The following is a 23,996-nucleotide window of genomic DNA, read 5'->3' on the forward strand; positions in this document are numbered from 1 at the left end:
TCGGTCTGGTTTCGACTGTACCTGCACCGCGATGACTGTGCGGCAACGCGTGACCGATGGCACAGGGACTTCCGGCGCGTGCCCACACGCGTACCGCGCGGCACACTGCGCCCTTGTCCCGCAGGGAATGCGTACATGACCGTGTTGTCCCGCCTGCCCACCACCGCGCGCCTGTTGCTGGTGCTGCTGGGTGTCGGCCTTGGCCTGAACCTGCGGGATATCGCCGCGGCCATCGGCACACCGGTTCCCGCACTGCCCATCCCCTATGGCGGCAGCCTGTTGGACAACGCGCTGGCGGTACTGGTGGCACTGCTGCTGGCCGCGCTGCTGCGGCCCCGTGACATGGGCCTGATGGCCAGCTTGGGACTGCGCGGAAACGGCTGGGGCGGCCCGTTGTGGGTGCTGCTGGCCAGCCTGCCCTGCTGGCTGGGACTGGCGCTGCTCGGAACTCCGAACACGGCGCTGACTGCGCTGGATGCCACGATGCTGGCCGCGCTGTTCCCGCTGGCCGAGGAAGTGCTGTTCCGTGGCCTCGGCTTCGTGCTGCTGGTGAAGATCGTGCGCGGTCCGTGGCCGTTGCTCGCGCTGCCGCAGGCACTGCTGTTCGGCATGGTGCACTGGCTCGGCTTCGGCGGGTTCGACGGCGGCGGCATCGCACTGTTCATTGGCGCGGTGATCGCGCTGGGCGGCTTCATCTTCGCCTGGCTCGACCACCTCGACGGCGACACCCTGTGGTGCGGCCTGATCCTGCATGTTTCGATGAACCTGGCCTGGAATGTGTTCAGCCTCGATGACGCCATCGCATTGGGTTGGCAGGCCACCGGCCTGCGCATCGGCACCGCCCTGCTCGCAGTGGCGGTGCTGGCCTGGCACGTGCGGCTCAGGCGCCAGAGAGGCCTGTAACGCCCGCTTAGCTTGCCGTGCACGTCGGGATCACTACCGGCTTGCGCATACTTGCGCGCCTTTTCACCGTTGCTGTCCGGAGTTGTCGCGTCATGTTGCTGTCCAAGCGCCACGTTGAACCCCGCGTCCTGCTCATCGAGGACGCCGAGGAAACCCGCGAGCTGAGCCGACTGGCGCTGGAAAGCCAGGCCTGCCACGTAGTGGGCGTGAGCTCTGCCGAAGCGGCGCTGGGCCTGCTGGCGGCCGGTGAGCGTTTCGACCTGCTGTTCACCGACGTCAATCTGGGTGCGATCAGTGGCATTGAAGCCGCCAACCGGGTCCGCAGCCTGTATCCCCAGCTGCCGATCCTGGTGACGTCGGGCATGGACCAGCACCAGGTGCTGCCGCAGCTCCGCGACGGCATCCATTTCCTGCCCAAACCCTACAACATGAGCGAGCTGCTCGACGCGATCCGGCTGTGCTTCCGGCACGCCGATGTGGGCGTATTGACCGGGCCGGACGCACAGGCGGCCTGAGGCACTCATCAACCGCTGCTGTACGGCCCGGTACCCGGGAACACCTTCAGCAGCGCGCGGGTGATCATGTCCGGGTAGACGGTGAAATGGTCCTCGCCGTCGATCACCATGTTCTCCACCTTCAATGATCGCCCGCTGCTGCGCAGCTGCTCGGCGAACTCGGCGTTGTGGCGCAGCATGTCGTTGCGGGTGAAATAGCGCGGCTCCGGCTTGACCGTTTCGAAGCTGCCGATCGACAGCACCACCGTGGTCGGCTGCGCAGGCGCCTTGGCTTCGGCCAACATGCGCGGCACCCGATGGTTGTCGAACCACAGCGACGGGCTGGACAGGATGTAGCTGCGGAACATGTCCGGGCGCGTGGTCAGCACGTAGGCGCCGAACAGGCCGCCATAGGAATGACCGGCATAGGCTCGCCGCGCCGGATCGGTGCGGTAGCGCGCATCGATCAGCGGCAGTACGCGCTCGGCGAGGAAGTCGCGGTAATGCGCGGCGCCGCCGTAGCTGACGTCGTCGCTATAGTCACGCGGATCGGTGCGCGCCGGATCGCTCGGCGTGTAATCCCGCGAGCGGCTCTGCCTGGAGGTCAGGCCTTCCTGCGGCGGCAGCCCGACCAGGATGAAATCCTCGATGTTGACGCCCTTCTGCCCGACCAGGTTGCGCACGCTGCGCACCAGCGGGAAGCTGTACAGCGCATCGGTCACGTACAGCACCGGATAGTGCTTTTCCGGATGTGCGGCGTAGTCGGCCGGCAACGCCACCCAGATCGGGTAATCGCGTCCCACCGGGTCGTGCACGCGCAGCGCCTCGGTATCCGGCAGCACCACGCCCTGCGCGGCGGTGGCCGCGCTTTCCTTCGCTTCATCCAGAGTTGCCGGTGGCGCCACCGACATCGCACAGCCCCCCATGGCCAGGCAGGCCGCCACACTCCATCCACGCACACGCTGCATCCACACTCTCCCGTTGCGGGCGACGTACCCGGGTGGCGTCGCTACCGCATCCTCACACGTCGCGCGGCGCCGCGCCACGCGCGGTCAGGGCGAGGCCGGCGGCGGCGCCGGGAACAGTGTGCGCAGCGCCTGCAATGCGGCCGGGTGGTAGAAGGTCGCGTGGGTTTCCTCCGGCAGCGGCAGGTACTTCACTAGCGGCGACGGCGAGGCCTGCTGCAGCAGCGCGGCCAGTCGTGCCGCGGAGGCGGCCAGTTCCGGTTGCCCGCTGCTGGCCAGGAACACGTGCGGCTGTGCACGCGTCACCGCCGGCAGCTGCCGGGATGCTCCGGCCAGCATCGCACCACGGTTCCACCACAGGCTGGGGTCCAGCGCGATATAGCTGTTGAACAGCGTCGGCTCCTGCAGCAGCGTCTCGACCACGAACAGGCCAGCCAGCGACTCACCGATCAGCGCACGCTCGTCTGTGGTCGGGTAGCGCTGGCGTACCTGCGGCATCAGTTCATCGCGCAGGAAGCTGCGGTAGGCCGCCGAGCCACCGATGCGTGGCGCGATCTTCTGGTCCTGCGGGTCGCTGCTGGGGCCGGTCATGTCGCGGCGGCGCTCGGTATTCTCGATGCCGACCAGCAGGAACGGACGCATGCTGCCATTGCCGGTCAGCACCTGCACCAGCCCTGCCACATGCAGGAAATCCTCGCCGATGCCGCCATCGGCCATGTACAGCACCGGCAGCGGCGCCTTCGGATCCAGGCCCCAGGGCTGCGGACGATAGACATTGATGCGGCGGGTCTCGCCCAGTGCCTTCGACTGCACGGTGAAGGTCTCGCCGATCACCAGTGGTGCGGCCGCAGCGGTCAATGCCGGCGGTGCTGCCGGCACGGTAGGAACAGCTGCGAGGCCCGGCCCTGCGGCGGCCAGCAGGATCAGGGCGGAGAGAGCGACGACGCGCATGCGAACTTCCATTTTCGAGAGGACGGCCAGCATAACTGCGCCGGCGCCCTCAACGGCGATCCAGTTCGATCACGGCCTGGCAGGCACGGAGCTGGTCGTCGGCATCGCGTCCGATTCGAACAAGCGCTGCCGCAACCTCTGCTCGTAACTGGGCGCCCGCATCACGTTCGCCGGTGCGGGCGGCGGCTTCGGACAGACGGCCGGTATGGCACGCGGCGAGGTCGTCGCGCAGGCGGAGAGTGCCAGCGCGCAGGGCAGCCACCACATCGGCATCCACCTCGGCCGCGCGCTCACGATCCTGTTCATGTTGTTCCCCCAGTGAGGCCATCGCCTCGCTCCGTTCTTCCTGATCCCGGCGCAACCGCCGTTCGGACTGCACCGCGCCGGCCTGTTGCTCCGCATCGGCACGCGCCATCGCGAGGTCGCTGCGATCACCGCGCCAACGCCAGCCAGTCATGAACATCAGCAACGACCACAGCAGCAGCGACGCCATCACCACCAGCATGCGCGGCATGGGTCACTGCTCCGCCAGGCAACGCGCATGGCGCTGCTGCTGGCGCTCCCACACTCCCCAGCACACGGTGTTGGGGCGGCCGTCGATGCGGGTTGAACAGTCGTAGCCCCCTGCCCGCCTCCACAGCAGCAAGGCATCGCAGGCCTGGTGATACTCACCCTGCAGCAGATGCCGGCGCATCGACGACGCGCGCCAGTTGCCGATGCCGTACTGGTAGAGGAAATCGACATAGACGTCGTACTCGCCCTGGCTGAGCGCCACACCGGGCAGCGACGCGCGGAACTGCCCTTCCTCCCTTGCCAGATGAGCCTGCACGGCATGCAGCGCGCGTACCGGCGTGGTGCGGTCGCCCAGCCTCACCGGCGTGCCATCCTCGCGAACGGTCGAGCCGAAGCCATAGGTGGGTCGGTCATTGCGCGTTGGCACCACTGCGGCGTCGGTGTATCCCTCGCGGTCAACGATGGCGATCAGGCCCGCAGCACTCAGCGCAAGCGCGGCGACCAGGCTGCGTACCGGCAATGTACTGCCGGGCCGGCTCATTCGCGCTCCCTGCGGCGCCATTCGCGCAGCCAGCGCCAGCCCAGATAGGCAATCTGCGCCGCCAGGTAGATGATGGTGAGGACCACGACCAGGCGGTCCAGGGTGATGCCGGCTGCAAGCGCACCGGCGACGGTAACCGGCGGCGCCGACTTGATGGCCGCCGCGCCGGCCGTGCTGATGATTTCTTCTTTCATGATGGGTCCTGGAGGGAATGCAGGCCGCGTCGCATCGACGTGGCCCGAAGGGGTGCCCGCCCCGCTGCCGGCTCGGCACGAGGGTTGTTCCGGTCGGGAGGCGGGCGGAAGATCGGTTCCGCCGCTCATGCGGCCTGGGCGATGCCCTCCATCCAGCCACGTACGCGCTGGAAGCCAAGTTCGACCAGGTTGAGGTAATGCCGGTTGGATACCGGCCGCTGCCCGCTGTTGGCCAGCAGCAGATTCGCCGTTTCGAATCGTTCGACCTTGCGTCGGCCACGCCCGCAGTAGTAGCCGCGCAGCGCACAGGCCATCGCCACGTTGTCACGCGCGACCGCCGTGATGATGTCTTCGATCTGCTGCGCCAGCTGATCGGTTTCCAGAGGCTTGTAGCCCTGGGCCCGCCCCGGCATGTCACCACGATGCTCGATCAGCACCGCCAGCAGGTTGCGCGACTGGAAGCCGAGGTATTCGCAGTCGCGATGCAGCGCATATTCGCCGCCCCAGTGCTCCAGGCGGCTGCGGACATACTCACCGAACGTATCAAGCTGCATGGGTGGCTTCTCCTTTGACGGGCGACGGGGCCGGACCGAACACATCCGGGCGCAGGGATTCGCGGCGCACGGCGCCCGCAGTGGCCAGCTCGATGCGCCGGCACAGGCGCGCGCCGGGCAGCTTGTGGCCGCGGGCGATCATGTAGAGGGTCCGCAGCGCGCAACCGGTCTGGTGGGCCAGGCGGCGCATGACGGGACAGCTGGGGGTGCCGTAGCCCCCTTGGGAGATGGCGTAGTCGATGAGGTTCATGGGCCACACATTACTGCCACGGTAATGGATAGTCAATACCGTTTTGGTCATTTGCTGGATTGGTAATGCAGCGCACCATCTACAGATGGACGCCAGTACCGCTCGCACCCTCAACATGCGCCTCCGCGTGGCCGCCGCCGGCGGCCCGGCCGAGTGGGCCCGCCTGTACGGTGGCACCCGCTGGGCCCAGCCCCAGGTCAGCCAGTGGATTTCCGAGAGCAACCCGAAGAGCATCGGCCATCGGCTTGCGCGCGATCTTGAATCAGTGATGCAGCTTCCACATGGAACGCTGGATCGCGTCGATCAGGACGGAGACGTGTCGCTTCAGTCTCAATCTACGGGACTGGATTTCGAGAAAATGAGCGCTGCGGTCAAGGTGCTTTCGCACTACCTGGAGCTGGTCGGCGATCCACCGGAATGGATCTACGATCCCGTGCTGCTGGAGACCGCATTCATGGTCGTGGACGAGTTCGGTCAGCCCTCTGCACCGGACAATGTGCTCGACCTGACGAAGCTTCTGGCAAGACGGATCAGGGAGGCAAAGGATGACTCACACGCGACTCGAGGAGCTCGCACAGCGGTTGGCCGCTAGGACCCAGGAACTGCGCGGCGAGCGCACCCCGGCGCCGGCATTGCGGGTGGTGGCGGGAGACGCACATGTGGTCCGCGGGGAGAGGCGCATGGACGCGATCATGCGCGAGTGGCATTGCCGCATGATCCGCAACGTACGCCGACGCTGGGGCGAACCCATGCAGCATGTGATCGATCAGGCATGTTGCGGTGTGGTCAACATCGAGCAGCTCGCCGACGACGCACTGATCCAGTTGCACAAGGACATGGAGCGCGCGGAGGAGTGCATCCGCGAGGGCATTTCCTTCCACGATGCCGGGCTGTTGCGCGCGCATTACGGCTGACAGCGTCCCTGGCCGGCCGGAAACGGCCGGTTCTGATGAGATCAATTACCTGAAATTACCAATATTTTTACCTTAAAGGTAATTTTTTAAGGTGAGCGACGCGGGGGCAGCAGCGACGGAAGCGGGTGCGCGGAGCGCCGCTTCCCCGCACCCGCTGCCAGCGGGCGCCGGGGAGTCGATAGCACCTGCAACACCGCATCGTTGCAGCGGCGCTTCCCCCATTGCGGAAGTGCTTTGAAGGAAGCAACAAAAAAGGCGCCCCTTGGGCGCCTTGATCGTCAATGCAATGGTGGGCCGTGAAGGATTCGAACCTTCGACCAAAAGATTAAAAGTCTTCTGCTCTACCGACTGAGCTAACGGCCCGATGCATCGCCCGGCCTTTCGGCGGGGTCCGCATTCTACCCTACTTTGCCGGGTCGCGCGAAGTACAGGGGTGTTGCGTGTCCCGGTCAGCGGCCGGCACTACCCGGTCGGGTCAGCCCGCTTAAACCTTCCGGGCCTTCCACGCATCCCATCCATGTTCACCACCCGGAGCCACGGATGCGCCTCACCTGCTGTCTGATCGCCATCCTGCTGTTGCCCTGCACAGCAGTGGCCTCGCCGTCCCAGGTCGTCACTGACGACATCGCCCGCTTCTGGGCCACCTATGACGCGGTGCGCGCCGAACCTGATGCCGAACGCCGCGTGGTGCTGGTCCAGCAACGCTACATCGATCCCGGCAGCCCCGGACTGCATGCACTGATGCAGGTCCGCAACTACACGGCCCGCGAATACGCCGAGGCCATGCAGTCATGGCCACGCTTCTGGACTTCGGTACGGCCGTTGACTGCGAACGCGCAGCAGGCCAGCGCCACGCTGGACCGGGACCTGGACGCGTTCCGCGCGCTCTACCCTGCACTGCGTCCGGCCACCATCACCTACGCGATGGGCGTGCTGCGTACCGGCGGCACCACGTTGGGCGACAAGGTGTTGATCGGGGCGGAGATGGCGCTGGGCGATGAGCGCGTGGACGTAAGCGAGCTGCCCGAGCCGATGCGCGGCCGCCTGCGGATCTTCTACGACAGCCTCCCCGGTGCGAACAACGCGCAGAACAACCTGCACGAGTACGTGCATACCCAGCAGCGCGAGACCACTGGCAGCCTGGCCCAGTACGCAGTACGCGAAGGCGTGGCCGAATACGTGGCAGAGCGCATCAGCGGTCGCCGTCCGGCACTGCCGCTGTACGCCTATGGGCCCGCGCACGAGGCACAAATCCGCACGCGCTTCCTTGCCGAGATGCACGGTGACAGCCTGGACAACTGGCTGTACAACAGCGCGCGCAATCCGTTCGGGGTGAGTGATCTGGGCTACTACGCCGGATACCGCATCGCGCAGGAGTACATGCGCCAACAGACCGACGAGGGGGCCGCCATCGCGCGGATGATCGAACTGGACTACGCCGATCCGGACGCGGTGCGCGGCTTCATCGAGGCATCGGGATGGTTGCAGGCCCGGTAGGTCAAGGAGTGCGAACCAACGGTTCGCACCCACCGAGAGGGGGGCGGGCGCACCCACCGAGAGGGGGCGGCTTGCACCCACCAAGAAGGGGCGGTTCGCACCTGCAGTGAAGCCGGCCAGCGGCCGGCTCTACCAGACGCGGTCAGGCGTACAGCGTGGGGTCGGGCACGCCGGCCTCGGCAAAGCCCTGCGCGCGCAGGCGGCAGGCATCGCAATGACCGCAGGCGGCGCCGTGAGCGTCGGCGTTGTAGCAGGACACGGTCAGGCCGAAGTCCACGCCCAGGCGCACGCCTTCGCTGACGATCTGGCCCTTGCTGAGGAACTGCAGCGGTGCGTGCACCTTGATGCCCGCACCTTCCACGCCCGACTTGGTGGCCAGGTTGGCCAGCGCCTGGAACGCCGCCACGAACTCGGGGCGGCAGTCCGGGTAGCCGGAGTAATCCACGGCGTTGACGCCGCAGAAGATGTCGTTGGCGCCAAGCACTTCGGCCCAGCCCAGGGCCAGCGACAGCATGATGGTGTTGCGCGCCGGCACGTAGGTGACCGGAATGCCGGCACCGCCGGCCTCCGGCACGTCGATGTCGTCGGTCAGTGCCGAGCCGCCGATGCTGCGCAGGTCCACGTCCACGGTCTTGTGTGCGACCACGCCCTGGGCCTTGGCCACGCGGGCGGCAGCGTCCAGTTCGGAGGTATGGCGCTGGCCATAGCGCACGCTCAGGGCATGCACGGCGAAGCCCTGTTCCTGGGCCATGGCGATGACGGCGGCTGAATCCATGCCGCCGGAGAGAAGCACGACTGCCTTCTTCATGGGAAAAACATCCGGTTGGGAGGGGAAAGCCAGCACGCTGTCCCGCGCCGGAGTTACATCAGGGAACGCTGCGCCGGCTCATCGGCCCGGCTCGTCGTTCCACAGGATTTTATGCAACTGCATCTGGAAGCGCACCGGCAGCCGGTCTTCGACAATCCAGTCGGCCAGCTGCCGCGCGGTGATCTCGCCCTTGCTGGGCGAGAAGAACACGGTGCAGCGCTGCACCAGGCCGTGCTCGGCGACCATCGCCTTGGCCCAGTCGTAGTCCTCGCGGTTGCAGATGACGAACTTGATCTGGTCGCGGGCGGTCAGCAGCGGCAGGTTTTCCAGGCGGTTGCGGGCGGCTTCGGCCGAACCCGGCGTCTTGATGTCGACGACGCGCGACACCCGCGGGTCCACCGCGCTGACGTCCAGCGCACCGGAAGTTTCCAGCGAGACGTCCATGCCGGCATCGCACAGCTTTTCCAACAGCACCAGGCAGCGCTTCTGCGCCAACGGCTCGCCACCGGTCACGCAGACGTGGCGCACGCCCTGGGCCAGCACCTCGGCCACGATGTCGTCGATATCCCACCAGGTGCCGCCGTGGAAGGCATAGGCGGTGTCGCAGTACTGGCAACGCAGCGGGCAGCCGGTCAGGCGCACGAACACGGTTGGCCAGCCGGCGGTATCGGCTTCGCCCTGCAGCGAGGTGAAGATCTCGGTGATCTTCAGGCGTGGCAGGGGCGACTGCACGATCTCACTGGGCGTGGCGGCGGCGCTGGACGGAGTAACGGCGGTCATGGCGGGTACTTCTTGGTGGGACACGTGGCGGGTGGGCTACCGTGGCCGGTAACGAACGCAGCCGAGCATGGCTCGGCTCTACGAAAACAACCGGGCAGACAGGGCCCGGCGCTGCCGGATCCGGGCGGGGTTGCCGAACCGGAAACGAAAGCAGCCGAGCGTGGGCTCGGCTCTACAGGACACCTATTGTACGCCGGGTCAGCGGATCTGCTTGCCGAGGCGGATGGACTGCAGACGGTCCTGCGCGGTGCGCGCGGCGTCCGAGCCGGGGTACTGCGCCACGACGGCCTCCAGCGTCTGCTGGGCCTGGTCGACCTTGCCCTCGCCATACTGCGAGAGGCCGACCTTGAGCAGGCCGCCGGCGGCCTTGTCGTGGGTCGGATAGCGCGAGAGCAGTTCGCGGAACTGGGTCTCGGCCATCGGGAAGTTGCGGGTGGCGTAGTAGCTCTCGCCCAGCCAGTACAGCGCGTTCGGCGCATAGACGCCGTTCGGGTACAGCTGCAGGAAGCTCAGGAACAACTGCGCCGAATCATCGTACTTGCCGGCCTTCAGCGAATCGAAGGCGACGTTGTAGGAGGTGCGCTCGTCGCCGGTGGCGGCAAGACTGCCGGCATCACCGTGGACGGAAGGCGGCCGCTCGGAAGTGGCCGCCGCTGCGGGTTTTGCCGGGGCCGGTGCGGCCTTCGGCGCGCTCGCCGGAACGGGCGGCAGGGCCGGGGCGGCATTGCCCCCTTCCAACCGGTTCAGGCGGCTGTCCAGATCCAGGTACTGGTCCTGGGCGGACTGCTTGAGCTGGGCGTTGTCGTGCTGCAACTGCTCGATCGAGGCCTGCAGGCTGGTGACCTGCTGCCGCAGCTGATTGATCTGGTTCAACAGGTCCTGGTTGGCGCTGTTGTTGTACATCTGCTGCTCGAGCGCGCCGACACGGTCGGCCAGGCTCTGTCGCTGTGCATGCGCCGGTGCGGCAGCCACGAGGGCTGCCGCAACGACCAGCATCAGTTTGATGCCAATGCGCATGGATTACTGCGCGGTGTAGACGATTTCGACGCGACGGTTCTGCGACCAGCAGGACTCGTTCGACTCGGTGCAGACCGGACGCTCTTCACCGTAGGACACGACGGTCAGCTGCGAAGCCGAGCCACCGTTGGCCTGCAGGGCCGAGTTGACGCCGTTGCCACGACGCTCACCCAGGGCCTGGTTGTACGCGCGCGAACCGCGTTCGTCGGTGTGGCCCTGCAGGGTGATGCGCGAGGACGGACGGTCACGCAGGTACTTGGCGTGGCAAGCCATGATGGCCTGGAATTCCGGCTTCACGTCTTCCTTGTCCAGGTCGAAGTAGACAACGCGCTGGCGCAGGCAAGCGTCGGTGTCCAGGTCGCCCGGGCCGTACAGGCCGGAGGTCGACGGACCGGTCGGGGTGGTGGTGGAGGTGCCGGTGTCGACCGGGGTTGCCGGCTCTTCCTTCACCTTCTTCGAGCAACCGGCCAGGACGGCCACAGACAGCAGGGAAACAAGCAGAACGCGGGTGGACTTGTTCATGGCGATACCTTTGTGGCTCCTAGGCCGATGAGGGGTTCAAGACAGCGAAAATATTAACACTCTTTTAGCGCTGGGTACGGTATGGGGACCATGCCGGTTCGCGCACATCTCCGTCAGCCAGAACCAACCGCTGGCGCACGCGCGCATCGGCGGAAACGGCGTACAGCACACCACGGCCACCCTCGCGGGCGGCGTACAACACCATGCTTGCGTTGGGCGCAAAGCTCGGAGATTCATCCAGCGAACCCGGGGACAGCGTGCTCCAGCGGGGCGAACCCAGCGAGCTGTCCATCATCGCGATCTTGTAGCTGTTGCCCGAGCCCTGCGCAACGGCGATCTTCTTGCCGTCGTAGGACACCGAGGGCTTGGCATTGTAGTTGCCCTGGAAGGTCACGCGCTCGGCACTGCCGCCACCGGCGCCGACCTTGTAGACCTGCGGGCGGCCGCCGCGGTCGGAGGTGAAGTACACCGCGCTGCCATCCGGCGCCCAGGTCGGCTCGGTGTCGATGGCGAAGTGGTTGGTCAGCTGGGTCAGCTGCTTGCTGCCCAGGTCCATCACGTAGATTTCCGGGTTGCCCGAACGCGACAGGGTCAGGGCCAGCTTGCGGCCATCGGGTGAGAACGCCGGGGCGCTGTTGATGCCGCGGAAGCTGGTGACCAGTTCGCGCGCACCGGTGCCGATGTTCTGGATGTAGATCGCCGAATTGCCACGCTCGAAGCTGACGTAGGCCAGCTTGCTGCCATCCGGGCTCCACGACGGCGACAGCAGCGGCTCGGCCGAACGCACGATGGTCTGCGGGTTGTAGCCGTCGGAGTCGGCCACCATCAGCGCATAGCGCATGGCATCGCCCTTGCCGCTGGCGGTCACGTAGGCGATGCGGGTCCAGAAGGCGCCGCGCACGCCGGTGATCTTCTCGTAGATGGCGTCGGCCATCTGGTGGGCGACGTCGCGCATGGCGTTGCCACGGGCGGTCATCGCCAGGCCCAGCAGGCGCTCGCCCTTGGGCACGTCGAACAGTTCGTACTCGACGCGGTAGGCACCGGCACCGGCATCGAGCACGCGGCCGACCACGATGTAGTTCTGCTTCAGCGCGCGCCAGGTGGCGAACTGGATGTCACCGCCACGCACGGGCTTCTCGACGATCTGCGCTTCCGGCAGCGTGCGGAACTGGCCCGAACGCTCCAGGTCGGCGCGGACCACGCCGGCGACGTCGGTCTGCGGAGCGGCCGACGAACCCTGGTAGGGCATCGGCACGATGGTGATCGGCAGGGCGGAGGCATTGCCGCCGATGATGTCGATATCCAGCCCCTTCTGCTGCGCGACGGCAGCAAAGGGCAGCAACAGGGCCGCAAACACGGCAAGCCAGCGAGGCATCTTTTTCATGGAGCGCTCAATAGGGGGAAACCGGAACGAGGGATAACAAAGCGGGAGTGAACCGCTTCGCAATCATGAACCAAGGGTACGTGAATTCCGGGTCAGTTCCAGCCCGTCCTCTCACGCACCGTTAACGTCGTGGCTAACATCGCACCTGCCTGCCCCGGTCACGCCGCCCCTCGGGGCGGTGTTCGACAGCAGCCTGCAGCCTGCCCGGCCGAAACCGAGCACGCCAGAGGCAAGCGCGACATCCGTGGGCAGGAGTGGCCCGAGGCCACCCCTGCCCTGCCCGCCTCAGCGATCCTGGGCGGTAAAGGTGAAGTTGAGCGTACGCGCGAACACCGACTCGAAGCCGCGGTACGGCAGTGGCTGCGCATTGAGCACCGCGGCCTCGATCGAACGCTTGCCGGCCTCGTCATAGGGGCAGTTCGGGCTGACCTTGGCCTGCATCACCGTGCCGCCCGGAATCTGGGTGATGGTGATCTGGCAACGCTGGCCCAGCGGCACCGTATCCGGGCGCACCCACTGCGACAGCACCTTGGCCTGGATCGCTGCGGCGTACTTGGCTGAAAGATCGTCGCTGTTGCCACCACCACCGGCCGCCGGCTGGGAAGCGCCGCTGGAGCCGGCAGCGGCACTGCCTGCGGCATTGCGCGCGGCGGCGACCTCGCGCAGCTTCCGCTCGGCCAGCTTGGCTTCCTTCTCGGCCTGCTCGCGGCGGGCACGGATCTCGGCGATCTTCTTCTGCTTCTCGGCCTCGGCCTTGTCAGCCGCGACGCGCTCCTGCTCGGCCTGCTTCTTCTTCTCGTCCGCTTCCTGCTGCTTGGCCAGGCGCAGCTTCTGCTCCGCTTCTTCCTGGCGCTTGCGTTCGGTCAGGTCGATCTGCTCCTGGCGGCGCTTGGCTTCCTGTTCCTGCTTGGCCTTCTCCTGCGAGATGGCCAGTGCGCTCACCGCTTCCTGGTCCTTGGTGTCCGGCTGCGCAACACGCTCCTGCGCCTGTTGCTGCTGGGGCGTGGGCGCGTCCTGCGGGCGCGGCTCGGGAATCGGCTGCGGCGGCGGAATGGTGTCTTCCGGCACCGGGATCGGCTCGGCGACCGGCGGCGGCAGGTCCTCCAGCTTCTCCGACTGGCGCAGCGCCTGGCGTGCGGCGGACGCCTCGGAGGCGGACAGCGCCAGGCTGGCCTCGACCGAGGGGTCGCCAGCGGCGGCATCGGTGTTGCGCTGGGGCGACCACAGCCAGGCCACGATGAAGACCAGCGCGACCAGCAGGTGCACCAGCAAAGCCAGCGCCAGGGGCAGACCCCAGCCGGGTTCGCGCTGATGCGGGGGTGGCAGGGCGTCAGCGTGCATCGGTGGCCAGGCCTACCTTGTCTACCTTGGCGCGCTTGATCACGTCCATCGCGGCAATGACCTTCTCATAGGCCACGGCGCGGTCGGCGGCGACGATCACGCGCACGCCCTTGTCCTGGGCGGCGATGCCGGCCAGGCGGCCTTCCAGTTCCTCGGCCGACACGGCGGCCGGCTCCTTGGCGTCGGGCAGCTTCAGGCTGAGCTGGCCGTCCTGGCGCACCGAGACGATCACCGGGTCCTGCTTGCTCTCCAGCGCCTTGGCGTTGGACTGCGGCAGGTCGACGTCGAAGCTCAGGGTGAGCAGCGGTGCGGTGACCATGAAGATGATCAGCAGCACCAGCATGACGTCGATGTAGGGAACGACGTTGATTTCCGATTTCAGCTTGCGGCGCTTGCGGCGACCGATGGCAGCGGACATGGCTTGGACTCCCGGGTCAGGCGCTTACTCGTCGCCAGCGCTCTGGCGCTGCAGGATGGAGCTGAACTCTTCGGCGAAGGTCTCGAACCGCACCGACATGCGCTCCACGCGGGTGGTGAAGCGGTTGTAGGCCCACACCGCCGGGATCGCCACGAACAGGCCGATGGCGGTGGCGAACAGTGCCTCGGAGATGCCCGGCGCGACGGCGGCGATACCGGCCTGGGCACCGCTGCTGATCATGTCGTGCATGGTCACCATGATGCCGAACACGGTACCGACCAGGCCCACGTACGGGGCAGTCGAGCCGATGTTGGCCAGCAGCTCCAGGTTGCGCTCGAGCTGGTCCACTTCGCGGGTATAGGTGGTGCGCATCGCGCGCTGCGCGCCTTCAAGCTGCGCACGGCCATCCAGCCGGCGCTTGTCGCGCAGGCGGGTGTACTCGCGGAAACCGGCTTCGAAGATGGCTTCCAGGCCGGTCACGCTGCGGCTGCGGTCGGTGGCTGCGCTGTACAGCTTGCCCAGGTCGGCGCCGGACCAGAAACGGTTCTCGAACTCGTCGGCTTCGCGGGTGGCCTGCTTGAACACGCGGGCCTTGCGGAAAATGATCACCCAGCTGACGAACGAGCCGACCAGCAGCAGCAGCACGATGATCTTCACCGGCAGGCTGGCCTTGGCCATCAGTTCGAGGTAGTTGATGCCGCCGCCGGTGGTGGCCTGGGCAAGGGTCTGTGTCGCGGCGTTGCTGACGTCGGCCGGCAGTGCCTCGGTGACCGTGGCCTGCAGGGCCAGGAGCGTTGCGATCATCCGTTGTTCCTCAATGTTCGGATTCGGGGTGGAGGTGGGGTTGCAGCACGGCAAGGACGGCATCGTCCATGCCACGAGGGCGGAAACTGGCCGCTTCCAGTGCGGCGATGCGGACCTGCGCGGACAGCAGCAGCTCGCCGTCGCGCAGGATCTGCTGGTCGAAGACCATGCTGGCCTTCTTCAGCTGGACCAGGCGGGCAGTCACCTGCAGGGTGTCATCCAGCCGTGCCGGCCTGATGAAATCCATCTGCATCGAGCGCACCGCGAAGACCATCCCGTGCTCGGCGCGCATGCGCTCCTGGCCGTAGCCGAGCGCACGCATCCATTCGGTCCGGGCCCGTTCCATGAAGGCCACGTAGCGGGCGTGGTAGACCACGCCACCTGCGTCGGTATCTTCCCAGTAAATGCGTGTCGGCCAACTGAATCGGGGCTCAACCGACATCGGGAACCTCCGCGAACAGGTCCTGCGGCGGGTTCTTCGGCTTCAGGCCCATGTGCCGGTAAGCCTTGTGGGTGGCCATGCGGCCGCGCGCGGTACGCACCAGGAAGCCCTGCTGGATCAGGTACGGCTCGACCACGTCTTCCAGCGTGCCACGCTCTTCGGACAGCGCCGCGGCCAGCGATTCGATGCCGACCGGGCCGCCGTCGAAGTAGTCGACCAGGGTCTTGAGCAGGCGCCGGTCGAGCTCGTCGAAGCCCTCCGGATCGACCTTGAGCATCTTCATCGCGGCCTGTGCCACGGCCTCGTCGATGTGGCCGCCGGCCTTCACCTGCGCGTAGTCGCGCACGCGGCGCAGCAGCCGGTTGGCGATGCGCGGGGTGCCACGCGCGCGGCGCGCGATCTCGCCGGCGCCATCGGCGGTGCAGTCGATGCCGAGGATGGTGGCCGAACGGCGCACGATCCGGGTCAGCTCTTCGACGCTGTAGAACTCCAGGCGCTGGACGATGCCGAAACGGTCGCGCAGCGGCGCGGTCAGCAGGCCCGCGCGGGTGGTGGCGCCGATCAGGGTGAACGGCGGCAGGTCGATCTTGATCGAACGGGCGGCGGGGCCCTCGCCGATCATGATGTCGATCTGGAAGTCCTCCATCGCCGGGTACAGCACTTCCTCGACCACCGGCGACAGGCGGTGGATCTCGTCCACGAACAGCACGTCGTGCGGCTGCAGGTTGGTCAGCAGTGCAGCGAGGTCGCCGGCCTTCTCGATCACCGGGCCGGAGGTCACCCGCAGGGCCACGCCCAGCTCGTTGGCGATGACGTGGCTGAGCGTGGTCTTGCCCAGGCCGGGCGGCCCGAAGATCAGCACATGGTCGAGCGCGTCGCCACGGGCCTTGGCCGCTTCGATGTAGATCTCCAGCTGCTCGCGCACCGGGGCCTGGCCGAGGTAGTCGGCCAAGCGCCTGGGGCGGATGCTGGCGTCGGCGGCGTCATCCTCGCGGGTGGCGCCGGCGCCGATGATGCGGTCGTCGGTCATGTGCTGATTATGCGGCAAAAGCGTATGGGGTCGGATCCGTTTTCCAGAGGAAAACGGCTCTGACCCCGGACCGGAACACCGGGAACATGGGGTCAGAGCCCTTTTCCTGCGGAAAAGGGATCCGACCCCGCGCGCGTCAGATCTCGACCTGGGCCCCGAGTTCGACCAGGCGGTTGCCCGGAATCCGGAAGAAGCCGGTGGCCGGGGCGGCGTTGCGATGCATCAGCGCGAACAGCTTGTCACGCCAGATCGGCATGCCGCGGTTGGCGGTGGCGACGATGGTCTCGCGGCTGGCGAAGAAGGTAGTGTCCATCGGATCAAAATAGATGCCACCGTGATCGCACGAGCGCATCAGCGCCAGCGGCACGTCCGGGGTCTCCATGAAGCCGAAGCGCACGTAGACGCGGTAGAACTCGTCACCCACCGATTCGATCTTCAGCCGCTGCCCTTCCATCGCATACGGGATCGGCAGGGTTTCCACGTGCAGGAACACGTTGCGCTCGTGCAGCACCTTGTTGTGCTTGAGGTTGTGCATCAGCGCATGCGGCGCCACGGTCGGGTCGGCGGTGAGGAACACCGCGGTGCCCGGCACGCGCACCGGCGGGGCCAGCATCAGGCCCGGCAGGAAGGTATCCAGGCGGATGCCGTCCTTGCGGATCTCGTCGCGCAGCAGCTCGCGGCCACGGCGCCAGGTGCGCATCATGGTGAACAGGAAGATGCCCAGCACCACCGGGAACCAGGCGCCCTGCAGCAGCTTGGCGCCGTTGGCGATGACGAAGCCGAGGTCGATGATGAAGAACACCACGCACAGCGGCAGCAGCCAGCCACGCGACCTCGGCCACAACGTCCGCGCCACCACGGCCAGCAGCAGGGTGTCGATCAGCATCGTGGCCGACACCGAAATGCCGTACGCCACGGCCAGGTTGGACGAACTGCGGAACGCCAGCACCAGCCCGAACACCATCACCGCAATGCCCCAGTTGATGCCCGGGATGTAGATCTGGCCGATGGTGTCGTGCGAGGTGTGCTTGATGCGCATGCGCGGGATGTAGCCCAGCTGCATGGCCTGGCGCGAGACCGAGAATGCGCCGGTGATGACCGACTGCGAGGCGATCACCGCCGCCATGGTGGCCAGGATGATCATCGGGTACAGCGCCCACGACGGCACTGCCTCGAAGAACGGGTTCTTCAGGGCCTCGGGGTGGTTGAGCACCAGTGCGCCCTGCCCCAGGTAGTTCAGCACCAGGCACGGCAGCACGAAGAAGTACCAGGCGTGGCGGATCGGGCGCAGCCCGAAGTGGCCCATGTCCGCATACAGCGCTTCGCCGCCGGTCACCGCCAGCACCACTGCACCGAGAATGAAGATGCCGTGCCAGCCGTGCTCCATGAAGAAGCGGATGCCCCACCAGGGGTTGAAGGCCTTCAGCACCTCGGGCGCATCGACGATGTTGTAGATGCCGATTGCCGCCAGCGACACGAACCAGATTGCCATGATCGGGCCGAACGCCTTGCCGATCTTCTCGGTACCGAAGCGTTGCGCGGCGAACACCGCCAGCAGCACCACCAGGGTGACCGGCACGATGAAGACATGAAGTCCGGGCGCGGCCACCTCCAGGCCTTCGACCGCACTGAGCACGGACATGGCCGGGGTGATCACGCCGTCGCCGAAGAACAGCGAGGCGCCGAAGATGCCGAGGATGCCCACCACATAAGCCGAGCGCGAGCCGTTGCGCAGCGTGCGTTGGGTCAGCGCCATCAGCGCCATGATGCCGCCTTCGCCATCGTTGTCGGCGCGCATGATGATGGTGACGTACTTCAGGGTCACCACCAGGTTCAGCGCCCAGAACGCCAGCGACAGCACGCCCAGCACGGTGTCGTGGTCGCTGTTGAGCCCGTAGTGTGGCGAGAACGCCTCCTTCAGGGTGTACAGGGGGCTGGTACCGATATCGCCGAACACCACGCCGATCGCACCGATGACCAGCGCCAGTCCTCCAGTGGAGGGGGCGTGGCCATGGCCGCCGGGGGCGGCTGCGTGCGGGGTTTGACTGCTGGACATGGGACTCCTGGCGAAGCTCAGGCGGTAGGTTGGGGGAAAGGGACGCGGTTCAGCGCAGCGCGGACTGCAGCGCCTTGCGGATCACGGTGGCCACTTCGTCGCCTTCATTGAAGGCATCGCGGGCCATGCGGGCCGCTTCGGCCGGCTTGTAGCCCAGCTGCTGCAGGGCCACGGTGGCATCGGACAGCGGATCGGCCGGGGCCGGACCACTGCCGGTGGGCAGCGCGCCGCCGGCACCGAACTGGGCCGCGCGGTCACGCAGTTCCAGCACCATGCGTTCGGCGGTCTTCTTGCCGATACCCGGGATGCGGGTCAGCGCGGTGATGTCGCCGGCCTGGACCATGCGCGCGAATTCTTCGACGCTGACACCGGACAGCACGGCCAGCGCGATCTTCGCGCCGATGCCGCTGACCTTCTGCACGTCGCGGAACAGGCGCCGCTCGCCCTCTCGCAGGAAGCCGTACAGCGAGACGCTGTCTTCCTTCTGCGAGTAATGGGTGTACAGGGTGACCTCGCGGCCGAGCTCGGGCAGGTCGTAGAAGGTGCTCATCGGCGCCTCCAGTTCGTAGCCCACTCCGTTCACGTCCACCACCAGCCACGGCGGCGCCTTGTAGGCGACGATGCCGCGCAGTCGACCGATCATTGCGTGCAGCTCCTCATTTGCGGCCCCACGCCTGGCGGGCACTGAGCCCCAGGCGGTTGGCCGTCGCCCTTACGTGGGCATGGGTGATCGCCACCGCCAACGCGTCGGCCGCGTCGGCCTGCAGCTTGGTTTTCAGGTTGAGCATGAGCCCGACCATGTGTTGAACCTGTTGCTTTTCGGCACCACCGCGCCCGACCACCGCGAGCTTGATCTCGCTGGCGGCGTATTCGTGCACCGGCAGGTCGCGCAGCACCACGGCCGAGATCGCCGCGCCGCGGGCCTGGCCCAGCTTCAGCGCCGAATCGGGATTGCGCGCCATGAACACCTTTTCGATGGCCACTTCATTGGGCTGGTACTCGCGGCACAGATCGGCCAGGCCCAGCACCAGCAGTTTCATGCGCTGCGGGAAGTCGTCGGCGCCCAGCAGCACCAGCGGCTGGTGGTGCACGTAACTGACGCGGCCGGCGGCGTCGACATCGATGATGCCGACCCCGGTCCGCTGCGAACCGGGGTCGATGCCGAGGATGCGGGTCATGCCGCGCTCCTGGCGGGGCGGAACGGGGGGCGCTGGCAGGCGTATGGGCTCATGACTGTCCGCGGTGACCGTTCAACGGCCCGCGCCCAGGCCGTCGAGGACGGCTCAGGCGTAGGCGTCGGCGCCGAGTTCGGCGTTGGAATACACGTCCTGCACGTCGTCCAGGTCTTCGAGCATGTCCAGCAGCTTCTTGACCTGCAGGGCGACCTCGCCTTCGACCTTGATGTCGTTGTCGGCGCGGAAGGTGATCTCGGCGTGGTCGGCGACATGCCCGGCGGCGACCATTGCGTCCTTGACTGCGTTGAACGCGTCAGGGCTGGTGACCACGTCGATCGAGCCGTCATCGGGGTAGACCACGATGTCGTCGGCGCCGGCCTCGATGGCTGCTTCGGTGATGGCTTCCTCGTCGGCACCCGGGGCAAAGCTGAGCACGCCCAGGCGCTTGAACATGAAGGCCACCGAGCCTTCGGTACCCATGTTGCCGCCGCACTTGCTGAACGCATGGCGGACGTCGGCCACGGTGCGCACGCGGTTGTCGGTCAGGCAGTCGACGATCACGGCCACGCCACCCGGGGCATAGCCCTCGTAGCGGATTTCCTCGTAGTCGACGCCTTCCAGTTCACCGGTGGCCTTCTTGATGGCGCGCTCGATCACGTCCTTGGACATGTTCACGGCCAGGCCCTTGTCCACCGCCACGCGCAGGCGCGGGTTGTTGTTGGGGTCGCCTCCACCGCCGCGCGCGGCAACGCCGATCTCGCGGATGATCTTGGTGAAAATCTTGCCGCGCTTCGCGTCGGACGCGTTCTTGCGGGCTTCGATGGAGGGGCCTCTACCCATGGGTGCTACCGTCTGGCTGCTTCAGGATCAAGGCGCGGATTCTACCTGATCGGGCGCTGCAACCGTGTCTAGGCCCGTATTGTTGTAGCGCCGGGCCAATGCTCGGCTCAATGGGCCCGACGGAATGCAGCCGAGCATGGGCTCGGCGCTACAAGGCGGCCCCGCCTCCCCTGCCCCTATGCCGCCGCCGCGTCGCGGCTGTGGTCGAAGTGGCCGTGGCGCAGGAAATGCGCGGTCTGCCGCGCGGCGTCGGGCGACACCACCAGGCCGCTGTGGCTGGTACGCACCACGCAATGGTCGGCCAGGCCCGGCAGGCGGGTCTCGGCCAGTGCCACGGTGCCGTCGGACGCATCGTCGATCGCGCCCAGCAGGCTGCCCAGCCCGTGCGGTACCGAACCGGCGATCAGGCCAACCTCGGCCTTGCCCTGCCAGTCCGGCAGGCCGTCCAGCAGCAGCTCGCTGCTGCGCCCCAGCGCCAGGCCCCAGCCATGATCGGACAATGAGCGCGCGGTACCACTGCCGCGCAGCGGCGAGCCCAGGCAGACCACGCGCTGCACTGGCAGCTGCGGATCGCGGCGCAGCGCCTCCAGTGCCAGCAGTCCGCCCAGGCTGTGACCGACCAGCGACAACGGCCCGGCGTCGGCCAGACGTTCCAGCAACTGCGGCACTGCCACATCGGGGCCACCGAACACCGAGGGATAGCCGAACGCGTGTACCTGGAAACCACGCGCGCGCAGGCGCCAGGCCAGTGGCCCGACCCAGGCACGGGCATTCCAGATGCCATGCAGCAGCAATACGGGGGGAGTCATGCAAACAGCCTGGCGGTCAGCGGGGCAGGAACGTGAGGTGATTGAACACGCGCGCGCGGCAAGCGGCGGTGAACGTCAGGCCGCGCGCGGCGCGCGGCGCAGGATGAATTCGAGGTCCTGGGTGTCGCCGACAGGGAACAGGTACTCGCCGGCCTTCTCGAAGCCGTAGCGGGCGTAGAAGCGCTGCGCGCCGAAGTTCTCCGACCACACGCCCAGCCACAACGTGCGCGGGCCTTCGTGTTCCAGCCAGGCCAGCGCGGTTTCCAGCAGGCGGCTGCCCCAGCCGCAGCTCTGCTGCGTCTTGACCAGGTACAGGCGCTTGAGTTCGCCGTCACCAGGTTTCACATCCGGATGCGGCAGGCCACAGGGGCCGGCGGCGGCATGGCCGACCGCCTCCCCATCCAGTTCCAGCAGCCACACCGCGTAATCGGGGTGGGACAGGATCACGCGCTGGCGCTCGACCGTGTAGGCCTCCTCGAGGAAGGCCTGCAGGTCCTGCGGCGGGTACAGATGGCCGAAGGTTTCAGTGAACGTGCGTGCGGCCAGCGCCGACAGGGTCGGCGCGTCGTCCACAGTGGCGCGGCGGATCGAATACATGCAGGAAGTTGACGTCAGGGCGAAGCGCGGGTCAAGCCTTTCCAGGCGATTCCGCTTCTCCTTCCTCGTCCTCTTCCTCGTATTCCTCTTCGTCCTCGTCCTCTTCTTCCTCGCCTTCCTCGTCCTCGTCGTACTCTTCTTCCTCTTCGTCGTCCTCGTAGTCCTCGACGCCGAAGTCTTCACCGTCCCAACGGCCTTCGCCGTCGGCGACGAAGGTCAGGGCCATCGCGGCCGGATTGGTGCCGACGCGGACCAGCCACCCCCCGAACACGCGTGCACGCTCGGTGACCAGGGTGGCCTCGGAGCCTTCATTGCCCAGCTTTTCCCACTCCAGCGAAAACGCAAACTCGGTCATTGCCTGGATCTCCTGATCAGTTGGTCTTGGGGCGAACCTGGATGTGCACTTCGGCCAGCTGCGCGTCGACGATCGGCGACGGCGCGTCGGTCATCAGATCCTGTGCACCGGTGGTCTTCGGGAACGGGATGACGTCGCGGATCGACTCGGTTCCGGCCATCAGCGCGGCGATGCGGTCGATGCCGAAGGCGATTCCACCGTGCGGCGGCGCGCCGTAGTTCAGCGCGTCGAGCAGGAAGCCGAACTTGGCGCGGGCCTCTTCGGCGCCGATGCCCAGCAGCTCGAACACCGCGCTCTGCATGTCCGGACGGTGGATACGGATCGAACCGCCGCCGATTTCATTGCCGTTGAGCACCATGTCGTAACCGCGCGAGACGGCGGTACGGGCATTGGCGCGCAGGTCGGCGATGTCGTCCACGGCCGGTGCGGTGAAGGGGTGATGCAGGGCGACGTAGCGCTGTTCTTCCTCGTCCCACTCGAACATCGGGAAGTCGGTGACCCACAGCGGTGCCCAGCCGTCGGCGACCAGGCCAAAGTCCTTGCCGGCCTTCAGGCGCAGCGCGCCCATGAAGTCGGAGACCTTGTTGTAGCCACCGGCACCGAAGAACACGATATCGCCGTTGCCGGCACCGACATGGGCCACCAGCGCCGCGAAGCGCTCTTCGCTGAAGAACTTCTGGATCGGCGAGCTGACTTCGCCGTTGTCGGCGATCTTGATGTAGGCCAGGCCCTTGGCGCCGTACTTGGCGGCATGCGCGGCGTACTCGTCGATCTGCTTGCGGCTCAGCGACGCGCCGCCCGGGATGCGCAGCGCGGCGACGCGGCCTTCGGCATCGTTGGCCGGGCCGGTGAACACGGGGAACTCGCTGTCCCTGACCAGTTCAGCCACGTCGACCAGTTCCAGCGCGATGCGCAGATCCGGCTTGTCCGAACCATAGCGACGCATCGCCTCGGCCCAGGTCATGCGCGGGAAGCTGGCATCCAGCTCGACATCGACCACTTCCTTGAAGATGGCGCGGATCATGTCCTCGACGAAGTCCTGCACATCGCGTTCGCGGACGAAGGCGAACTCCATGTCCAGCTGGGTGAATTCCAGCTGGCGGTCGGCACGCAGGGCCTCGTCGCGGAAGCAGCGCGCGATCTGGTAGTAGCGGTCGAACCCGGCCACCATCAGGATCTGCTTGAACAGCTGCGGGCTCTGCGGCAGGGCGTAGAACTCGCCCGGATGCATGCGCGCCGGCACCAGGAAGTCGCGCGCGCCTTCCGGAGTGGCCTTGGTCAGGATCGGGGTCTCGATGTCCTGGAAGCCCTTTTCGTCCAGGTGGCGGCGCAGCGCCTGCACCAGCTTGATGCGGGTGCGCTGCATGCGCTGCATTTCGGGGCGGCGCAGGTCCAGGTAGCGGTACTTCAGGCGGGTTTCCTCGCCCGGGTTCTCGTGGGCGTGGAACGGCAGCGGGGCGGCCTTGTTCAGCACGGTGATGGCGGTGGCGATCACTTCCACCTTGCCGGTGCGCATCTTGTCGTTCACCGCGTGGCGGGCGCGCACGACGCCCTCCACCTGCAGCACGTCCTCATAGCCCAGCGACGCGGCCACGGCGAACACGTCGGCGTTGTCGACCTCCACGGTCACCTGCACGATGCCTTCATGATCGCGGAGATCGATGAAGCAGACGCCGCCCTGGTTACGGGCCACGTCGGTCCAGCCGGCGAGGGTGACAGTCTGGCCAATCAGGGTCTCGTCGACCAGGCCGCAGAAGTGGGTACGCATGGGGGAAGCTCCGCTGGAGAACGCCGGCACCGGATGGGGGCCGGAAAGCCTCGTATTCTGCGGCCGAGGCCCCG

Annotated in this window: 30 protein-coding genes and 1 tRNA gene; 5 read left to right on the forward strand and 26 right to left on the reverse strand. The window is 67.0% G+C overall.

The window, feature by feature from the left end:
• The first annotated feature begins 135 nt into the window (after nt 1–135).
• A complete protein-coding gene (locus AC5P6H_RS00135; protein WP_053496107.1) occupies nt 136–903 on the forward strand; it encodes a CPBP family glutamic-type intramembrane protease in 768 nt (255 codons plus the stop codon).
• A 92-nt stretch (nt 904–995) separates the two neighbouring features.
• Nucleotides 996–1,418, forward strand: a complete 423-nt coding sequence (locus AC5P6H_RS00140) for a response regulator (RefSeq protein ID WP_014648113.1) — start codon at nt 996–998, stop codon at nt 1,416–1,418.
• Between the two features lie 8 nt (nt 1,419–1,426).
• Here the strand turns inward: AC5P6H_RS00140 and AC5P6H_RS00145 are convergent, their stop codons facing one another.
• The 7 genes from AC5P6H_RS00145 to AC5P6H_RS00175 form a co-directional block, all read right to left on the reverse strand.
• Complete coding sequence (locus AC5P6H_RS00145; RefSeq protein WP_049440328.1) at nt 1,427–2,365, reverse strand: alpha/beta hydrolase; 939 nt, start codon at nt 2,363–2,365, stop codon at nt 1,427–1,429.
• Nucleotides 2,366–2,449: 84 nt separating this feature from the next.
• Nucleotides 2,450–3,313: an alpha/beta hydrolase gene (locus AC5P6H_RS00150; RefSeq protein WP_495202205.1), complete on the reverse strand. Its 864-nt coding sequence runs from the start codon at nt 3,311–3,313 to the stop codon at nt 2,450–2,452.
• Nucleotides 3,314–3,362: 49 nt separating this feature from the next.
• Nucleotides 3,363–3,827 carry a lysis system spanin subunit gene (locus AC5P6H_RS00155; RefSeq protein ID WP_134809199.1) on the reverse strand — a complete coding sequence of 155 codons (465 nt, stop codon included), beginning with the start codon at nt 3,825–3,827 and terminating at the stop codon, nt 3,363–3,365.
• A gap of 3 nt (nt 3,828–3,830) precedes the next feature.
• Complete coding sequence (locus AC5P6H_RS00160; protein WP_014648117.1) at nt 3,831–4,367, reverse strand: glycoside hydrolase family protein; 537 nt, start codon at nt 4,365–4,367, stop codon at nt 3,831–3,833.
• Nucleotides 4,364–4,561, reverse strand: a complete 198-nt coding sequence (locus AC5P6H_RS00165; RefSeq protein ID WP_014038210.1) for a hypothetical protein — start codon at nt 4,559–4,561, stop codon at nt 4,364–4,366. Before AC5P6H_RS00165 ends, AC5P6H_RS00160 begins: the two co-directional genes overlap by 4 nt.
• A gap of 125 nt (nt 4,562–4,686) precedes the next feature.
• Nucleotides 4,687–5,115 (reverse strand): hypothetical protein, encoded by a 429-nt coding sequence (locus AC5P6H_RS00170; protein WP_014038211.1) that lies wholly within the window; start codon nt 5,113–5,115, stop codon nt 4,687–4,689.
• Nucleotides 5,105–5,365 (reverse strand): helix-turn-helix domain-containing protein, encoded by a 261-nt coding sequence (locus AC5P6H_RS00175; RefSeq protein ID WP_032958958.1) that lies wholly within the window; start codon nt 5,363–5,365, stop codon nt 5,105–5,107. The genes AC5P6H_RS00170 and AC5P6H_RS00175 overlap by 11 nt, the downstream gene beginning before the upstream one ends.
• Before the next feature lie 85 nt (nt 5,366–5,450).
• Between AC5P6H_RS00175 and AC5P6H_RS00180 the strand changes: the two genes are divergently transcribed.
• Both AC5P6H_RS00180 and AC5P6H_RS00185 read left to right on the forward strand, forming a co-directional pair.
• A complete protein-coding gene (locus tag AC5P6H_RS00180; protein WP_041863715.1) occupies nt 5,451–5,957 on the forward strand; it encodes a hypothetical protein in 507 nt (168 codons plus the stop codon).
• An 88-nt stretch (nt 5,958–6,045) separates the two neighbouring features.
• Nucleotides 6,046–6,279 (forward strand): hypothetical protein, encoded by a 234-nt coding sequence (locus tag AC5P6H_RS00185; RefSeq protein ID WP_032958956.1) that lies wholly within the window; start codon nt 6,046–6,048, stop codon nt 6,277–6,279.
• A gap of 287 nt (nt 6,280–6,566) precedes the next feature.
• On the opposite strand, the gene AC5P6H_RS00190 is transcribed toward AC5P6H_RS00185, so the two are convergent.
• A tRNA-Lys gene (locus AC5P6H_RS00190) sits at nt 6,567–6,642 on the reverse strand.
• A 177-nt stretch (nt 6,643–6,819) separates the two neighbouring features.
• Between AC5P6H_RS00190 and AC5P6H_RS00195 the strand changes: the two genes are divergently transcribed.
• Entirely contained in the window at nt 6,820–7,776 is a 957-nt protein-coding gene (locus tag AC5P6H_RS00195) for a DUF2268 domain-containing putative Zn-dependent protease (RefSeq protein WP_495202206.1), read from the forward strand.
• A 142-nt stretch (nt 7,777–7,918) separates the two neighbouring features.
• Here the strand turns inward: AC5P6H_RS00195 and queC are convergent, their stop codons facing one another.
• The 18 genes from queC to aspS all read right to left on the reverse strand — a co-directional run bounded on the left by queC (nt 7,919) and on the right by aspS (nt 23,922).
• A complete protein-coding gene (gene queC / locus AC5P6H_RS00200) occupies nt 7,919–8,584 on the reverse strand; it encodes a 7-cyano-7-deazaguanine synthase QueC (RefSeq protein WP_032958954.1) in 666 nt (221 codons plus the stop codon).
• Between the two features lie 78 nt (nt 8,585–8,662).
• Nucleotides 8,663–9,364: a 7-carboxy-7-deazaguanine synthase QueE gene (queE, locus tag AC5P6H_RS00205; RefSeq protein WP_046432157.1), complete on the reverse strand. Its 702-nt coding sequence runs from the start codon at nt 9,362–9,364 to the stop codon at nt 8,663–8,665.
• Between the two features lie 198 nt (nt 9,365–9,562).
• Nucleotides 9,563–10,381: a tol-pal system protein YbgF gene (gene ybgF / locus AC5P6H_RS00210; protein WP_049406165.1), complete on the reverse strand. Its 819-nt coding sequence runs from the start codon at nt 10,379–10,381 to the stop codon at nt 9,563–9,565.
• A gap of 3 nt (nt 10,382–10,384) precedes the next feature.
• On the reverse strand, nt 10,385–10,903 hold the full coding sequence (pal, locus tag AC5P6H_RS00215) for a peptidoglycan-associated lipoprotein Pal (RefSeq protein ID WP_014648158.1): 519 nt from the start codon (nt 10,901–10,903) through the stop codon (nt 10,385–10,387).
• Between the two features lie 64 nt (nt 10,904–10,967).
• The gene (tolB, locus tag AC5P6H_RS00220; protein WP_014038220.1) at nt 10,968–12,287 is read right to left on the reverse strand and encodes a Tol-Pal system beta propeller repeat protein TolB; all 1,320 of its coding nucleotides are present in this window, start codon (nt 12,285–12,287) and stop codon (nt 10,968–10,970) included.
• Between the two features lie 285 nt (nt 12,288–12,572).
• On the reverse strand, nt 12,573–13,628 hold the full coding sequence (gene tolA / locus AC5P6H_RS00225; protein WP_014648159.1) for a cell envelope integrity protein TolA: 1,056 nt from the start codon (nt 13,626–13,628) through the stop codon (nt 12,573–12,575).
• Entirely contained in the window at nt 13,618–14,046 is a 429-nt protein-coding gene (tolR, locus tag AC5P6H_RS00230; RefSeq protein ID WP_006438804.1) for a protein TolR, read from the reverse strand. The genes tolA and tolR overlap by 11 nt, the downstream gene beginning before the upstream one ends.
• Nucleotides 14,047–14,070: 24 nt before the next feature.
• Complete coding sequence (gene tolQ, locus AC5P6H_RS00235) at nt 14,071–14,850, reverse strand: protein TolQ (protein WP_005410752.1); 780 nt, start codon at nt 14,848–14,850, stop codon at nt 14,071–14,073.
• A 10-nt stretch (nt 14,851–14,860) separates the two neighbouring features.
• Nucleotides 14,861–15,292 (reverse strand): tol-pal system-associated acyl-CoA thioesterase, encoded by a 432-nt coding sequence (gene ybgC, locus AC5P6H_RS00240; RefSeq protein ID WP_014648160.1) that lies wholly within the window; start codon nt 15,290–15,292, stop codon nt 14,861–14,863.
• Nucleotides 15,282–16,322 (reverse strand): Holliday junction branch migration DNA helicase RuvB, encoded by a 1,041-nt coding sequence (ruvB, locus tag AC5P6H_RS00245; protein ID WP_014648161.1) that lies wholly within the window; start codon nt 16,320–16,322, stop codon nt 15,282–15,284. Before ruvB ends, ybgC begins: the two co-directional genes overlap by 11 nt.
• Before the next feature lie 136 nt (nt 16,323–16,458).
• Complete coding sequence (locus tag AC5P6H_RS00250) at nt 16,459–18,378, reverse strand: potassium transporter Kup (RefSeq protein ID WP_049440338.1); 1,920 nt, start codon at nt 18,376–18,378, stop codon at nt 16,459–16,461.
• A 49-nt stretch (nt 18,379–18,427) separates the two neighbouring features.
• Nucleotides 18,428–19,021, reverse strand: a complete 594-nt coding sequence (gene ruvA, locus AC5P6H_RS00255) for a Holliday junction branch migration protein RuvA (RefSeq protein WP_014648163.1) — start codon at nt 19,019–19,021, stop codon at nt 18,428–18,430.
• 13 nt (nt 19,022–19,034) lie between these two features.
• Nucleotides 19,035–19,556, reverse strand: a complete 522-nt coding sequence (gene ruvC / locus AC5P6H_RS00260; RefSeq protein WP_014648164.1) for a crossover junction endodeoxyribonuclease RuvC — start codon at nt 19,554–19,556, stop codon at nt 19,035–19,037.
• Nucleotides 19,557–19,661: 105 nt separating this feature from the next.
• A complete protein-coding gene (locus AC5P6H_RS00265) occupies nt 19,662–20,393 on the reverse strand; it encodes a YebC/PmpR family DNA-binding transcriptional regulator (protein ID WP_014648165.1) in 732 nt (243 codons plus the stop codon).
• Nucleotides 20,394–20,569: 176 nt separating this feature from the next.
• A complete protein-coding gene (locus tag AC5P6H_RS00270) occupies nt 20,570–21,202 on the reverse strand; it encodes an esterase/lipase family protein (protein WP_032958946.1) in 633 nt (210 codons plus the stop codon).
• A gap of 75 nt (nt 21,203–21,277) precedes the next feature.
• A complete protein-coding gene (locus AC5P6H_RS00275; RefSeq protein WP_014648167.1) occupies nt 21,278–21,799 on the reverse strand; it encodes a GNAT family N-acetyltransferase in 522 nt (173 codons plus the stop codon).
• A gap of 31 nt (nt 21,800–21,830) precedes the next feature.
• A complete protein-coding gene (locus AC5P6H_RS00280) occupies nt 21,831–22,154 on the reverse strand; it encodes a DNA primase (protein ID WP_495202207.1) in 324 nt (107 codons plus the stop codon).
• 16 nt (nt 22,155–22,170) lie between these two features.
• The gene (gene aspS, locus AC5P6H_RS00285) at nt 22,171–23,922 is read right to left on the reverse strand and encodes an aspartate--tRNA ligase (protein ID WP_495202208.1); all 1,752 of its coding nucleotides are present in this window, start codon (nt 23,920–23,922) and stop codon (nt 22,171–22,173) included.
• Between the last annotated feature and the right edge of the window lie 74 nt (nt 23,923–23,996).

This window comes from Stenotrophomonas sp. YJH_SMC_110 (genome assembly GCF_059369255.1).

Bases quoted from the DNA above. Each gene is read 5' to 3' on its own strand.
- AC5P6H_RS00135 (WP_053496107.1), top strand. From the start codon at position 136: ATGACCGTGTTGTCCCGCCTGCCCACCACCGCGCGCCTGTTGCTGGTG.
- AC5P6H_RS00140 (WP_014648113.1), top strand. From the start codon at position 996: ATGTTGCTGTCCAAGCGCCACGTTGAACCCCGCGTCCTGCTCATCGAG.
- AC5P6H_RS00145 (WP_049440328.1), bottom strand. From the start codon at position 2,365: ATGCAGCGTGTGCGTGGATGGAGTGTGGCGGCCTGCCTGGCCATGGGG.
- AC5P6H_RS00150 (WP_495202205.1), bottom strand. From the start codon at position 3,313: ATGCGCGTCGTCGCTCTCTCCGCCCTGATCCTGCTGGCCGCCGCAGGG.
- AC5P6H_RS00155 (WP_134809199.1), bottom strand. From the start codon at position 3,827: ATGCCGCGCATGCTGGTGGTGATGGCGTCGCTGCTGCTGTGGTCGTTG.
- AC5P6H_RS00160 (WP_014648117.1), bottom strand. From the start codon at position 4,367: ATGAGCCGGCCCGGCAGTACATTGCCGGTACGCAGCCTGGTCGCCGCG.
- AC5P6H_RS00165 (WP_014038210.1), bottom strand. From the start codon at position 4,561: ATGAAAGAAGAAATCATCAGCACGGCCGGCGCGGCGGCCATCAAGTCG.
- AC5P6H_RS00170 (WP_014038211.1), bottom strand. From the start codon at position 5,115: ATGCAGCTTGATACGTTCGGTGAGTATGTCCGCAGCCGCCTGGAGCAC.
- AC5P6H_RS00175 (WP_032958958.1), bottom strand. From the start codon at position 5,365: ATGAACCTCATCGACTACGCCATCTCCCAAGGGGGCTACGGCACCCCC.
- AC5P6H_RS00180 (WP_041863715.1), top strand. From the start codon at position 5,451: ATGGACGCCAGTACCGCTCGCACCCTCAACATGCGCCTCCGCGTGGCC.
- AC5P6H_RS00185 (WP_032958956.1), top strand. From the start codon at position 6,046: ATGGACGCGATCATGCGCGAGTGGCATTGCCGCATGATCCGCAACGTA.
- AC5P6H_RS00195 (WP_495202206.1), top strand. From the start codon at position 6,820: ATGCGCCTCACCTGCTGTCTGATCGCCATCCTGCTGTTGCCCTGCACA.
- queC (WP_032958954.1), bottom strand. From the start codon at position 8,584: ATGAAGAAGGCAGTCGTGCTTCTCTCCGGCGGCATGGATTCAGCCGCC.
- queE (WP_046432157.1), bottom strand. From the start codon at position 9,364: ATGACCGCCGTTACTCCGTCCAGCGCCGCCGCCACGCCCAGTGAGATC.
- ybgF (WP_049406165.1), bottom strand. From the start codon at position 10,381: ATGCGCATTGGCATCAAACTGATGCTGGTCGTTGCGGCAGCCCTCGTG.
- pal (WP_014648158.1), bottom strand. From the start codon at position 10,903: ATGAACAAGTCCACCCGCGTTCTGCTTGTTTCCCTGCTGTCTGTGGCC.
- tolB (WP_014038220.1), bottom strand. From the start codon at position 12,287: ATGAAAAAGATGCCTCGCTGGCTTGCCGTGTTTGCGGCCCTGTTGCTG.
- tolA (WP_014648159.1), bottom strand. From the start codon at position 13,628: ATGCACGCTGACGCCCTGCCACCCCCGCATCAGCGCGAACCCGGCTGG.
- tolR (WP_006438804.1), bottom strand. From the start codon at position 14,046: ATGTCCGCTGCCATCGGTCGCCGCAAGCGCCGCAAGCTGAAATCGGAA.
- tolQ (WP_005410752.1), bottom strand. From the start codon at position 14,850: ATGATCGCAACGCTCCTGGCCCTGCAGGCCACGGTCACCGAGGCACTG.
- ybgC (WP_014648160.1), bottom strand. From the start codon at position 15,292: ATGTCGGTTGAGCCCCGATTCAGTTGGCCGACACGCATTTACTGGGAA.
- ruvB (WP_014648161.1), bottom strand. From the start codon at position 16,322: ATGACCGACGACCGCATCATCGGCGCCGGCGCCACCCGCGAGGATGAC.
- AC5P6H_RS00250 (WP_049440338.1), bottom strand. From the start codon at position 18,378: ATGTCCAGCAGTCAAACCCCGCACGCAGCCGCCCCCGGCGGCCATGGC.
- ruvA (WP_014648163.1), bottom strand. From the start codon at position 19,021: ATGATCGGTCGACTGCGCGGCATCGTCGCCTACAAGGCGCCGCCGTGG.
- ruvC (WP_014648164.1), bottom strand. From the start codon at position 19,556: ATGACCCGCATCCTCGGCATCGACCCCGGTTCGCAGCGGACCGGGGTC.
- AC5P6H_RS00265 (WP_014648165.1), bottom strand. From the start codon at position 20,393: ATGGGTAGAGGCCCCTCCATCGAAGCCCGCAAGAACGCGTCCGACGCG.
- AC5P6H_RS00270 (WP_032958946.1), bottom strand. From the start codon at position 21,202: ATGACTCCCCCCGTATTGCTGCTGCATGGCATCTGGAATGCCCGTGCC.
- AC5P6H_RS00275 (WP_014648167.1), bottom strand. From the start codon at position 21,799: ATGTATTCGATCCGCCGCGCCACTGTGGACGACGCGCCGACCCTGTCG.
- AC5P6H_RS00280 (WP_495202207.1), bottom strand. From the start codon at position 22,154: ATGACCGAGTTTGCGTTTTCGCTGGAGTGGGAAAAGCTGGGCAATGAA.
- aspS (WP_495202208.1), bottom strand. From the start codon at position 23,922: ATGCGTACCCACTTCTGCGGCCTGGTCGACGAGACCCTGATTGGCCAG.